Consider the following 12,339-nt stretch of genomic DNA (forward strand, 5'->3'; position numbering starts at 1 on the left):
ACGAACCGAGATTGACTCGGCGAGGTCGACGGTGTAGCCGTGGTTTACGACCTACAGATCTAGTCTGTAGCTAACTTACCGTCGCAACGGCCCACGTCTGAACCGATATCGAAAAGCTCGCCGACGCCAACGCAGTGGTCTACAAGCTCATGTTTTGTATCCCTCACCCTCGATCGGACCGCTAAACACGCCATAGAGGAATTTGAAGTACCACAGTACGAGGAGAAGCGCCGGAAATCCGAGAATCGTCACGAGATTCAGCGCTAACGGTGAGACAACCGCTTCTCGAACCGTCAAACCGGTCGGCGGATAGATAGTTGGATACAGCAGGAGCGCGACCAGCAGGCTCAACAGCGCAGGAAGCGCGAGCGCGCCCACCAGCCAAGTACGGTACTCGCCGCGCAGGGCAAGAACACTCCCGCCTCCTCCCGCAACAACCGACAAGAAGACAATCGTACCTACAGGAAGCGAAAGAACTGTCTCAGCAGCACCTCCGGCATCAGTTACAACGACAGTCGTCAGCAGGGCAACGACCCCAATCAAGTACACCAGCGTCGCGATGATTCCGTACATCCGCAGGTCCGACGCTAACTGTGGCCCGGTTTTAGCCGTCAGAAAGGCCGCCCCTGTGACGACAGAGACGGCGACGAGGCCGACACCGGTCAGCAGTGCCGGCAGCGACAGTGTCGGCACGTCGAAGACCCACCGACCGGCGAGAGTGCCGAACAGCAACGGCGCGAGGAAGCTCCCTCCAATAAAGGAGTAATCCCAGTACCGCTTCCACCGCTCGTCGTCGCGCTGTTCGCGCATTTCTGGGCCGAGCCCTCGGAAGAGCAGCGCGAGCACGAAGCCGATCGCAAGGAGGTAGTGGTCGGCCAACACTCGGGAGTACACCCGCGGGAATGCCGCGAGCAGCATCGTTCCGAAGGCGACGACCCACACCTCGTTCGCGTCCCAAACCGGACCGAACGCCGTCAAGAACGTCTCCTTCTCGTGTTCGTCGTCGCGCGTCGCGTACAGTATCCCGATTCCGAAGTCGAACCCGTCGAGGGTTACGTACATCGCCAGCGCGAACATGACGACGCCGAACCAGATCTCGGGGAGCGCGTCGACGAGATACGCGTCGACGAGCAACAACGGCTCAGTCATCACTGGTCACCTTCGGAACCGGACCGTACCAGCGGTCGTCGTCTGATAGCTTGACACCGAGTTCGCGAAGCTCGTCTCTGACTAGCCACCGCAGCACGTAGAGGGCCACCGAGATCAGTCCAATATAGATGACGACGAACCCTACGAGTGTCAGAGTCGCTTCCGTTCCGGTCAACGTCGACGAGACGGCCTCGCTAGTTCTGAGTTCGCCCTGTATGACCCACGGTTGACGGCCGATCTCGGTGACGTACCACCCCGTAAGCAGCGCCGCGTAGCCGAGCGGCGACGCGGCGATGATCGCCTTCAGGAACCGATCGCTCTCCGAGAGGCGTCCGTCGTAGATGAGATACCCGCCCCACAGCGCCAGCCCGATGAACAGGAATCCGAGCCCGACCATGAATCGGAACGACCAGAACACCATCGCGACGGGCGGGTTCTCTTCGTACTCGTTTAATCCAAGCACCTCGGCGTCGAAGTCACCCCCGCTAGCGAGGAACGACCCGACGCCCGGGAGACTCACTGTAAAGAGGTTCTCCGCTTTCGGATCGGTGATCGCGTCGATGCTCTTCGGGAACGCGAGCAGGTGTAAGTCCGCCGTGCCGGTCTCGTAGTGAGCTTCCATCGCCGCGAACTTCTGCGGCTGTGTATCTGCGACGTGACGACCATACGCGTCGCCGTGGAGAGCCTGTAAGGGAGCGGTGACGAGCAGGATGATAACTGCGATTTTCAACGCTGTGTTCCATGCGGCGGCGTCGCGCTTCTTCCAGACGATGTACGCCGAGACGCCGGCGACCAGCAGCGCGACGGAAATCACCGACGCATTGACCATGTGTACATACATCCAAGGCATCCGCGGAGTAAAGAACGCGGCAATCGGATCGGTTAGCTTCGCAACCTCCATTCCGTTGCGCATGACCATCTCGAAGCCCTGTGGAGTCTGCATCCAAGCGTTGACGATCAGGATCCAGAAGGCCGACAACCAAGCTCCGACTCCAACTAGTACCGACGAGAGGATGTAGGTCCGATTGCTGACGCGTTCCCGGCCGAACAGCAACACCCCAAGGAAGACTGCCTCGAGGAAGAACGCCATCTTCGCTTCGAATGCGAGCGGCCCGCCGATCATCTCCCCTGCTACCTCAGCAAACTGCGGGAAGTTCGTCCCGAACTGGAAGCTCATCGGGATGCCGGTGACCGTCCCCATGACGAAGCCGGCGGCGAACACCTTCACCCAGAATGACCGCAGCCGTGTGAACCGCTCGGCGTCGCTCCGAACGTCTTTCCACGTGAAGTAGATAATGAACGGCGCGAGCCCGACCGAGAGGGCGGCGAAAATAATGTGAACGCTGATCGTCCAGCCGAACTGCGCACGGCTCGCGAGCTCCGGCGAGAGCTGGAGCACCCACCCCTGAATCAAGGCGTCAGATAGTACTGTCGAGAACATATTTTTACTTACTCACGGATCAAAAAGAGAAGCCGTACAGTTCTCGTTTTAGAGAACCGTACTACAGTAGCTTATATCCGCTGAGCCGTAGTTACCGTAGTCAATACGAGGTGGCTACAGGCGTGCTGGGATAATCTCGTTACACTCTTTGATATCCTCAACGTTGAGGGCCTCTGAGCACCCGTACACCACATTGAGCAGTCTCGCCGCCTAACTGACTAAGACTGGGGGGAACACGCGGGCGAGCCTGTCAGCAGCAGATTCGCCCGCGGAGCTCATGTCATCTTTGTTCTCAGATCGAAGACGGGCACAATTATTGTAAAACGCCGGATCAGCTGAACTACACGGCCGAAGTTTGTGACGGTCTCAACATAGACCTAGGAGGTTTCCCAATCAAAAGGCTCTGTTGAAATCCTATTCTTCAGACATATTTCTGCCTGAAACAGTCGTTAGCTGAAGCGTGCGGATTGCTCACTTCAATCCATTTGTATCGTAGGTACGATAGTATCCCCGTTGACGCCATTGTTCGTCCATGAGCGACGAAACTGGCCCGAAAACAAAGATAGAACTTCAAAACGCATTAGATAGGGTGGTACAGACGGCGTACGAGAACGGGGTAGAGATCAATAATAGTGCCTACGCACTTCGCCATGACAACCCTAAAATTCCCGATTGGGAGATACATCTTACCTGGACGACGAAGACAGTGAAGCACGATGACTAAACGCCCTGTACTGAGCGATTGGAGTGTGAAACTATCAACTACAGAGGATTTCAACAAAGCCAGCTACTCTTGACATAGATCGCTATACAGCGGGAATGTGAACTGTTCTATGGCACCCTCACCATCCATCTTTAGTTAATACTTACAGTAATACTATTCTAGCCCAGTCTCTGCTCGAATTCTGGCGATCTTACCCCTCTACGGCGAGAAAACCGTGTTTCTAGGGTCAGTTTATTGCTTGGTTTCAGTGGATACGATGTCTGACTCATTTAATTAGTACGCTTCAATACTACACGGAATATTTCGATCTGTGTGTATCACTGTCAAGCTCAACTAAAGACGACTGAGACAGCAGGTACCACATCTCCACGAACAAGTATCGTTTTTGTGAGCGATCTCACACATCAGCGTTAATGTCCAGGCTGTGTTGAATCGCTGTAAGTCGTAGATATTCTCTGTTTGACGAAGTGCTTGATTTTACAGACTATACATACCAAGACGATTTCGCGGAACTCACGGAATCATAACCGCGTTCGAATGGCGAAGGTAAGCGAGCTTTTCACAGCCGATTTCACAGTTTCGGTCACGGCCTTAGATCGTTTCAGCGATCCGCCCGGCCGTCAACCCGTCGCTTATGTCGAGACGCTGCGCGTACGACGTACCGCCAGTGTGCCGTGGTACAGGATCATCAGACAGACGAACAATGCAGATCCGATCAGGAGCACGAAACTGAGCTGATCGAGTATCGGCATCGAGAGCCACTCAGCGAGTTCGCCCAGCCCGACTGCTAGGCTGGCGACGAGCAGCATGATCCCGAAGTAGATAGTCACATCATCCTCATCCACGTACGCGGTCGCACTCGACCCGATCCGTGCGCCGAGCGCGCTGCCGACGAGGAGCGCAGTGACGATCCCGAGGTCTATCACGCCCGCACGCCCGTACGTGAATGCGCCGACGGCTCCCGACAGTAGGCCACCGAAGAGGCTCGTTCCGACCGCGGCTGCTAACGACGTGCCAATCACGTAATAGATCGCGGGCATCCGAACGAAGCCCCCGCCGACGCCCAAGAATCCGGAGACGAGTCCGACACCACCACCGACTCCGGAGATCGTCCATAGCGACGCCTTGCTCCCGTCTGCGAGAGTCATCATCGGCGGGATATCGTACGATTTGATTTTTTGTGCGATCTCAGGCACCTCGTCGTCGGTGCCACCGTCGGTAGGCTCATCATCAGTAGTACCGGCGTCTTGGTCGTTGTCCAGCGCACTCCGCGTAAACAACACCCCAATCGCGGCCAGCAGGAGGACGTACGCGACACCGACGACAACGTTCGCGATCCCGAGAACCTCAAGCCCGAACACGAGCCGGCTCCCGAGTTCGATACCGGCAGCAATGCCGACGAACATCAGCGCACCGAGCTTGTAATCCACTTGCCCGGCGTCGTGATGTTTCATCGTCGCAATAACAGCCGTCCCGAAGACGAACGTCATTGAGCTACCGATCGCAACTGGAGCTGGGTAGCCAAGTATCAGCAGTGCAGGCGTGACGAGGAACGATCCCCCCATCCCGAAAAAGCCGAAGAACACGCCAACCATGAAGCCGAACGCGACGAACAGAGCTATGAGCTCCCCGCTGAGGCCCAACAGCTCAAAGCCGAGAATCATTTCAAACACCTATGTCTCCGCGAGACGGTCAAGGACGATGGCTCCAACGGCGTCCTCGACGGTGCCGTAGCCAACGTAGAGAAGGACCGCTTCAAGGAGCACTATCGCTATCACTGCGAGCGCTTGAAGTGACGGGGGGGAACCGACGAGAATCTCTGTTCCCGTCATCTGATACCACCGTGGCCGTGTTCGCGGGTTCCGGCGTGAAGTGCGCGATTGATGTCGACCATATAGTTGGACGTAGCCGGTCTGCGGATATAACAGTTTTGGGTTAACTACACAATACTATATTCTCGTGGTGAACGAGGCACGATAGAGAAGTTAGTAATAAGTTATGAGAATATATAGCTGCTTCCTGTTAACAACTATCTCTGTCGTTGTTGTCGGATCTTTTTGAGTCCTCCTCCGTTCGATAACAGAGTGGGCTACTTATTGTAGTCAGAACGGTGAAAACTGGATAGAATAACCGCTAATCCGAGAAATTATAGCGAAATATATAAACAGACGGTCAGAATAAATGTGGAAGGGTTAGTGAGTGATCGCCCACCTCTTACCGTCGAACATACGGTACACGCAGATGAGTTGCGATACTGCCCTCAGTTCGGCGCCGTATTGGGTTCAGACGGGTCAGTATCGTTATACTTGTTCTCAAACTCCTGAATTAACTGTCCCATCTTCGCATACCAATCGTTCAGCATCCGCTGCATCTCGTCGGCGACTTGCTCTGGATCGGTCGGCTGGTACACGTGGTAGTAGCCGCCTTGATCGTAATTGACCTGTTCTTTGCTGATCAGTCCGGACTGGAGGAGCCGCTGGACAGCGCGATACGCCGTGGATCGCTCGCGGTCGGTCGCTTCTCCAATCTCGTCTACCGTAAGTGGCTCCTCACTCTCAACGAGTACCTCGAAGCATATCCGATCTAACGGTTTGTGACCGTGGAAACACTCCAGTAACCCTTCACACTCCATGTCGCTTCGAAGTTGTTTGGACACTGAATCTGGCATGTTACTAGTTGATAGTACGGGCGGCCGTTGTAAGTTTCTTGTGTAGAATACACAATTCTACCCAAGAAGGCGATGCGCGGTCCAATATCATGGTGACCGTCGCTGTGGAACTAAAAAGACATTCCCGCTCGCCCTGGCAACGACGTCCTCTGAGACGTCCCCGATGAGAAGCCGCCGCAAGCGACTCCGGCCGCGCGAGCCGAGGAGAATCGTGCTTGGTTCGTGTTCACGCTCGGCTCGGAGGATCTCTTTGGTCGGGTCCCCGCGTCGAATGTCGGTCTTCGCGTCTAACTCCCACTCTCCGAGCCGCTCAACAAGCGGTTGCATACGTGACTCAACCTCGGCATGGTCACCGGTGTCGTCTTTCGGGGACCGAACGTGTACCAGCGTGACCTCTTCGGTCGCGTGACGGAGGTACTCAAACGTGTTGAAGGCGCGCTCCGCGTTCTCCGAGAAATCCGTCGCGAACAGCGTCCGCTTGAACAGATGCCGGCGTACCGTCCCCGGTGTGTCGGTACCACGCTCGATGCGGTCGACGAGCAGCGGGACTACCGCCGTTCGAGCGAGATTCCGCGCCGTGGATCCGATCACCCTGTTCTCGAGCGGACTCTCGCCTCGTGATCCGATAAGGATCAGGTCCGCACCGACTGTGCCGGCGATCCCGTTTATCCGACGGTGTGGCGTTCCTCGAACGACGTGCGTCTCAGCGCCGAAACCAGCGTCCTCTATCTGTGACTGATAGCGACCTAGCGCGCGCTTGCGTCGCTTTTCGAAGTTGATTCCGGGCATCCCAGAGTGAACACTCGAAGGAACGACCGTCACCAAGTGGATCTGCTCGACGCCGATCTGACTGAGACAGCGCAGCCCAGTCTCTGATTCGATCATCGTCTGGCTCGCCGTCGAGAGATCCGTTGCCAGTACTGCCGACTTCACAGTCACCGATGACACCTCGTCGTGTCACGGCACCAGTTGATATTTCTCACTACTCACAATACCATCGCGGCAGATATAAATCCCAGCCCTGTATCCGACAGATACGACAGCACCCCACTGATCGGTGAGAGGAATCCGTATAGTTTTGTCCGCAGCGGCGAGAAACGGACGACTGAGGGACCCGAACATCTCAGTATTGAACGACAGTAACAATACTTATACCTGAATAGATCGTACAGTGGTGTATAATGAGCTGTGAAAAACGGCGTGTATTCGGTGCCGCCTTCGTACTGTTACAAGGGGTCGTGACTGCGGTTTTCCCCCAACTAAGCGTCAAGCTGGCAAAGAAGATGATCGGGAAGAACTTCGATAACGCCTCTGATCTTGAAGCAAACCCAGCGTACGTCCGTCAGCTCCGGGCCCTCGGTGTTGGTATGGTCGCTGCTGGCGGTACGACTCTCCTCTTGGAGGGCCCGCAAGAGACGGAGTCCGACTTGTCCAAGGATAGTGCGTCGGACGAGAGGTCCACCGAAAGCTCAACGTAATCACTCCGGCGAGACCGACGGTGGATTCGGAGGTCTCCCGCCGACACACATCTTTTGATCGGGTCGGTCATCCACTCCGCGTAGGAGTCCAATCAGGGTTCTCTTATCCGAACATTTTCTCCGGAGACGACGATCCCACCCGTGGTCCCTGTGTCGCGCCCAAGAGTCATAGAACGGTTCGTCAGGGGTGTCTCTCTCCGCCAAGCAGCGGGTATCGACCCCTGTCGCCGGGCGGTCGTGCTCATTCGGCTCCGTTAGACACCTCCAAATCAGACACAAATGGCGTATCATCTTCATCGCACCCGTTTTTGGGATTATTATGTCACGAACTGGCTGGCGAGCGTCACGACGGCGAAGAGGGCGGTTGGAGCGCGTTCCGTCCGAAACGGGAGATGTCAGTCGGCGCTCGCCGGCGCGGCGTCGCGGGTCTGACTCCGGCTCCGCCAGTAGCCCTGGGCGTACGCGCCGAGGAACATCCCGCCGAGCGCCCACAGGATCGTGATGTTCCCGACGCCGAGGCTGGCGTACGCGGCGCCCGGACAGATGCCGGAGAGGCCCCAGCCGACGCCGAAGACGGCACCGCCGACGAGGACGTTCCGGTCGAACGGCTTCAGCCGCCGCTCGTAGGGGGTGCCGGTGAGCGGCGCGGTATCTCGAATCCGGGGGAGGAGCGCGAACGCGATCCCGGAGACGATCGCTGCCCCGAACATGACCGAACGGGAGGCCGAGATCCTCGAACAGGAGGAAGTTCACCACGACTTCCGGCCGCGCCATGTGGCTGAACCCGAGCCCGAACCCGAATATCAGACCGCCGACGAACACCAGCGGCTTGAAGAGGGGATGACGGGCTTCGCTCACGCGTCGCTCCCTCCGGTCGCTCCCGTTCGAGCGGTTCGAGACGCTCGCTGCTCGCGGCTTACGTCCGTCCGCCGACCGCCCTTCGAAGCGCTCACTCCGTTCGCGCCTCGCGCCTCGCGCATTACGGGCTCACCCCCAGCGCGGCGACGACCTGCGCGGTCCCGATCGCCACGGTCAGGAACGTCGCGACGCCGACCAGCGACGTCTTCGACGCCGAACCGACGCCGCAGACGCCGTGGCCGGACGTACACCCCTTCCCGACGCGGGTCCCGATTCCGACGAGGATGCCGCCGAAGAACAGCCGCCACGGCTGGACGTCGGTCGACCACAGCGTCACGCCGGCGACTTCGTAGAGCTGACCGGTCGTCCCGGGTTCGTACAGCGAGGTCGTGACCACGCCGGACTGGACTGTCGCGGCGAACGCGAACGCGCCCAGGATGATCCCGGCCGTGAACACGAGCCGCCAGTCCCGCGAGCCGACGTACTGCTGGAACCGCGACTGGCCGGACACGTACGATAGCGTCGACTCGAGGAACGTGCTCGCCCCCGCCGGGATGCCCGTGCCGACGTAGATGACGACGGTCCCGAGCCCGACGAGTAGCCCACCGACGGCGTACCGGCTGATCCCGTTCGGGAACAGCTCGGCGACCGACTGAAGCAGCACAAGTGAAGTCGCCATCGGGGCCGTTAGTCACCCGCGAGCGACTCCTGGCTCGCCGCGCAGTTGTTGGGCCCGAGTTCGAGCGTGAACGCTTCCTCGTCGTCGACGACGTTCTGTCCGAGGTTCGTCGCGATAATGTCCTCGTAGTTGGCGGGCCGCGGCGGCATATCCGAGAGGATCAGGTCGACGAAATCGTCCTCGTCGGTCGTGAGCGCATCCATCTCGTCGACGAGTTCGCCGATCGTCGCGGTATAGGTCCCGTCAGCGGCCGGCTCCGCGGCGTCGCTGAAGTGTGCACCGCCGATCAGCGTGTCGTCGGGCAGCGTCAGGACGCGCTCTTGGAGCGATTCGTACAGCATGCGTGCGGCGTCGGGCGCACCCTCGTCGCCCTCCTCGAGGTCGGGGCGGGCGACGCTCTCGACGAACAGTCCGTCACCGGTCGCGAGCAGACTCCCGTCGACGAGGTAGGAGGTCATCCCCGTCGTGTGGCCAGGCGTGTGAACGGTCTCGATGGTCGCGTCGCCGACCTCGAAGGTGTCGCCGTCAGCGGCGTTCGTCAGGTCGTCGGCGTACGTGACGCCGCGGTCGACGGCCGCCTCGGGGATGACGCCCTCGACGCCCGCCGTGTCGAGGTCACGCACGCCCGAGATGTGGTCGGCGTGGACGTGGGTATCCAGCGCGTACTTCAGGTCGACACCGAGCTCGTCGGCGTCGTCGAGGTAGCGGTCGGTGAACGCCCGCAGCGGATCGACGATTGCGGCCTCGCCGTCGTCGTAGAGGAGGTAGCCGAGACACCCCGATGAGGGGCGCTGGTACTGGAGGAGCGTGCCGGCGCCGTCATAGTCGCTGACCTCGACGGTCTCGTAGATGCTCGCCCAGCCGTTCATCCCGTTTTCGAGGTGATCGACTTCGTATCCGCGCTCGACAAGCGTGCCCGCGACGTACTCGCTGGCGCCGCCCTTCGCGCACAGGACGGTCACTTCGCGGTCGTCGGGAATGCGGTCGAGGACGTCGTCGTCGATATCGTCTTCGAGGAACTCGAAGTACGGGACGTTGATCGACGTGACGTTGTCATCGTCAATGCGCCACTCCTCGTAGTCGGAGCTCATCCGCGTGTCGAGGAGCGTCACGTCGTTGCCGGCGTCGATGCGGTCTTTCAGCGTTTCGGGCTCGACCGACGCCACCTCGGCGTCGGGGGTCGGGAAGTCATCAGCATTCATATCGGACAACTACATCTACCGGCCTGACGCACAAAAGGATTTTCATAGTATTTCCTCTACTAAGCAATACTGTGGTAGCTGAAGAAGCACTTCATAGTGAAGAATCCCAAAAACAACGTTTTTGTCGGGTATGTAGGAGAACCCGGTCTGAGAGTAGTTTGTAATAAACACAAGAACCGACAATTTTTATTTCGGCACAGGGTATTGTGCGTTAGCTCCAATATAGGCTACCGGAGCAGATAACCAATGAGTTCCCAATACGACATCGCGGAGACGCTCGACGTAAAAGGCGCATCGTGTCCCATGCCTGTGGTGAAGACGAAGGGAGCCATCGACGACCTCGCAGTCGGTGACGTCCTCGAAGTGGTGGCGACAGACTCCGGCAGCATGAGCGACCTCGACGGCTGGGCGGCCGGCACTACCGGCGTCGAACTCGTCAATCAAGAGGCGGGCGACGACGTGTACAGACACTACGTGCGCAAGACAGAGTAACGATGAGCACGGACACACCCGACGCCCCGTCCGACAGCGCCCCCTCACGCGCGGAACTGGCCGCGCGCGTCGACGAACTCGAGGCGGCGCTCGCCGACGCCGCGGGTGAGGACGATGCCAAGAAGATGAGCATCATCGCGACGAAGGGCACGCTCGACATGGCGTATCCGCCGCTCATCCTCGCCAGCACCGCCGCCGCGTTCGGCTACGAGGTGACCGTCTTCCACACGTTTTGGGGGTTGGAGATCCTCCACGAGGAGCGTTCGAAGAAGCTCAAGCTGAGCTCCGTCGGCAACCCCAACATGCCGGTGCCGAACGCCGTCGCCGCGCTCCCCGGCATGGACCGCGTGACGACGAAGATGATGGAACGGCGGATCGCGGACAACGACACCGCAACCATCGAGGAACTGCTTGAGACGAGCCTCGACATGGGCGTCGAGTTCCAAGCCTGCCAGATGACTATCGACCTCATGGACTACGACGAAGACGACTTCTACGACGGCGTCACCACCGGCGTCGGCGCCGCGACAGCGCTTCAGGATATGGCCGACGCCGACATCCAACTGCTCGTCTGAGCGTCGCCAGTCGGACGCGCTCTCGCCGCCGACAGCGACGTCATCGATGGGAACGGTGCTCTTCCCCGTTCCGGAGCACCTGTGCGTCCGGGCGCATCTCTATGAGAGTCACGTATTGTACGGCTTGAAGAGCGAAATATTTCTAGAGCGGGATCGCCACTCCGAGTGAAACGACTGCGAGGAAGAGCGGGGTCGCTTGAGTAATACTGACCACATTCCCGGAGACGAGGAGGAGAACACCGATCACGACTGCTGGAAGGATGGTCGTGATCCGCGGGCGGTCGGCCCATTCGACGAATTCGTTGGTATCGAGCGGGATAGCCGGGTCGATCGAATCCGTCATGGCTGGCTACCGTTCATCGTCCGACTTTTGATCGGTAGGAGAGTTCTCGGCTCTCCGCTTACTACTCACGAACTCATTATGGCTGGTGTTGTCCTCTTCGGTCGATTGTTCGTTCACCGTATTGTCGGTTTTAGACGTCGTGGCCGACATGTCTCCTGTTGTGTGTCGAGAGTAGAGCGGATCGCTCTGAGTTCGACGAGGATTTCGTCAAGTACGTCACGCTCAGTTTCGCCCGATTCCGTCGTCGGTTCACCACGGCTGCCCTTCACCCGCTTGTTGATGAGCTCCTGAATTTTGCGCGGTTCGGGGACTGACCGGAACTACATCACGATACCAGAGCCGCCAGCGGTCGAGATATCCACGTTACCGTAGCTGAACCGAGAGCCAAAGCAATCCTGGCTGTAGGAAGTGTTCTGTACCTTTCGAAATTGATACGTTGGACATCATGTGAAAGGATTCCTGTTTTCTTGTATAGCCCATCAGTCGTCACAACGGCTTTGTTGAAATCCTATTCTTCAGACAGTTTCACACGGCTTCGGACTGATTCTCACTCGGCAGCGACCAGTCGACGGAGCCGCTCTACGCGGATCGCAGTCAAGGGATGCGTCGCGCCGAGTCGACCGGCCATCGAGTCCCTCTCGATCGGAAGTACGTTCACCGCGCCCGTCGCCGCAATGTGATCGCGGAGGTCAGCCGTCGGTCGCGTCCTCCCGTTCGTGTCGTCAAGTCG

The 12,339-nt window shown here is 58.6% G+C and carries 13 protein-coding genes and 3 pseudogenes; 4 read left to right on the forward strand and 12 right to left on the reverse strand.

Annotated features, from left to right (window positions below; genetic code table 11):
• Positions 1-147: 147 nt before the first annotated feature.
• Together BN903_RS00385 and BN903_RS00390 are read right to left on the reverse strand one after the other, a co-directional pair.
• Complete coding sequence (locus BN903_RS00385; RefSeq protein WP_048075834.1) at positions 148-1,149, reverse strand: cytochrome d ubiquinol oxidase subunit II; 1,002 nt, start codon at positions 1,147-1,149, stop codon at positions 148-150.
• Positions 1,142-2,590, reverse strand: a complete 1,449-nt coding sequence (locus BN903_RS00390) for a cytochrome ubiquinol oxidase subunit I (protein WP_048075835.1) — start codon at positions 2,588-2,590, stop codon at positions 1,142-1,144. Before BN903_RS00390 ends, BN903_RS00385 begins: the two co-directional genes overlap by 8 nt.
• 532 nt (positions 2,591-3,122) lie before the next feature.
• On the opposite strand from BN903_RS00390, the gene BN903_RS16185 reads away from it, so the two are divergent.
• A complete protein-coding gene (locus BN903_RS16185) occupies positions 3,123-3,314 on the forward strand; it encodes a hypothetical protein (protein WP_154017949.1) in 192 nt (63 codons plus the stop codon).
• A gap of 632 nt (positions 3,315-3,946) precedes the next feature.
• Here the strand turns inward: BN903_RS16185 and BN903_RS00395 are convergent.
• The 4 genes from BN903_RS00395 to BN903_RS00405 form a co-directional block, all read right to left on the reverse strand.
• Positions 3,947-4,978 (reverse strand): sulfite exporter TauE/SafE family protein, encoded by a 1,032-nt coding sequence (locus BN903_RS00395; RefSeq protein ID WP_048075836.1) that lies wholly within the window; start codon positions 4,976-4,978, stop codon positions 3,947-3,949.
• A 9-nt stretch (positions 4,979-4,987) separates the two neighbouring features.
• Entirely contained in the window at positions 4,988-5,146 is a 159-nt protein-coding gene (locus BN903_RS17050) for a hypothetical protein (protein ID WP_195155657.1), read from the reverse strand.
• Between the two features lie 428 nt (positions 5,147-5,574).
• The gene (locus BN903_RS00400; RefSeq protein WP_048075837.1) at positions 5,575-5,982 is read right to left on the reverse strand and encodes a helix-turn-helix domain-containing protein; all 408 of its coding nucleotides are present in this window, start codon (positions 5,980-5,982) and stop codon (positions 5,575-5,577) included.
• An 87-nt stretch (positions 5,983-6,069) separates the two neighbouring features.
• Positions 6,070-6,867, reverse strand: a complete 798-nt coding sequence (locus BN903_RS00405; RefSeq protein ID WP_048076140.1) for a universal stress protein — start codon at positions 6,865-6,867, stop codon at positions 6,070-6,072.
• 293 nt (positions 6,868-7,160) lie between these two features.
• Between BN903_RS00405 and BN903_RS00410 the strand changes: the two genes are divergently transcribed.
• Positions 7,161-7,460, forward strand: coding sequence for a hypothetical protein (locus BN903_RS00410; protein WP_048075838.1), 300 nt, complete (start codon positions 7,161-7,163; stop codon positions 7,458-7,460).
• Between the two features lie 395 nt (positions 7,461-7,855).
• On the opposite strand, the pseudogene BN903_RS00415 reads toward BN903_RS00410, so the two are convergent.
• The 3 genes and pseudogenes from BN903_RS00415 to BN903_RS00425 all read right to left on the reverse strand — a co-directional run bounded on the left by BN903_RS00415 (position 7,856) and on the right by BN903_RS00425 (position 10,199).
• Positions 7,856-8,318: pseudogene (locus BN903_RS00415) on the reverse strand (YeeE/YedE family protein).
• A 121-nt stretch (positions 8,319-8,439) separates the two neighbouring features.
• Positions 8,440-8,997, reverse strand: a complete 558-nt coding sequence (locus BN903_RS00420; RefSeq protein ID WP_048075839.1) for a YeeE/YedE family protein — start codon at positions 8,995-8,997, stop codon at positions 8,440-8,442.
• An 8-nt stretch (positions 8,998-9,005) separates the two neighbouring features.
• A complete protein-coding gene (locus tag BN903_RS00425) occupies positions 9,006-10,199 on the reverse strand; it encodes an MBL fold metallo-hydrolase (protein WP_048075840.1) in 1,194 nt (397 codons plus the stop codon).
• A 246-nt stretch (positions 10,200-10,445) separates the two neighbouring features.
• Here BN903_RS00425 and BN903_RS00430 point away from each other — a divergent pair, with 246 nt between their 5' ends.
• Together BN903_RS00430 and BN903_RS00435 are read left to right on the forward strand one after the other, a co-directional pair.
• Positions 10,446-10,691, forward strand: coding sequence for a sulfurtransferase TusA family protein (locus BN903_RS00430; RefSeq protein WP_048075795.1), 246 nt, complete (start codon positions 10,446-10,448; stop codon positions 10,689-10,691).
• Positions 10,692-10,693: 2 nt separating this feature from the next.
• Entirely contained in the window at positions 10,694-11,266 is a 573-nt protein-coding gene (locus tag BN903_RS00435) for a DsrE/DsrF/DrsH-like family protein (protein WP_048075841.1), read from the forward strand.
• Between the two features lie 142 nt (positions 11,267-11,408).
• Here the strand turns inward: BN903_RS00435 and BN903_RS00440 are convergent, their stop codons facing one another.
• The 3 genes and pseudogenes from BN903_RS00440 to BN903_RS17790 all read right to left on the reverse strand — a co-directional run.
• Positions 11,409-11,609, reverse strand: coding sequence for a hypothetical protein (locus BN903_RS00440; protein WP_052334860.1), 201 nt, complete (start codon positions 11,607-11,609; stop codon positions 11,409-11,411).
• Positions 11,610-11,929: 320 nt separating this feature from the next.
• Positions 11,930-11,995: pseudogene (locus BN903_RS18510) on the reverse strand (PH domain-containing protein); the annotation flags it as partial.
• 161 nt (positions 11,996-12,156) lie between these two features.
• Positions 12,157-12,339, reverse strand: a pseudogene (locus tag BN903_RS17790) (heat-shock protein HtpX); the annotation flags it as partial.

It is taken from the genome of Halorubrum sp. AJ67 (genome assembly GCF_000513435.1).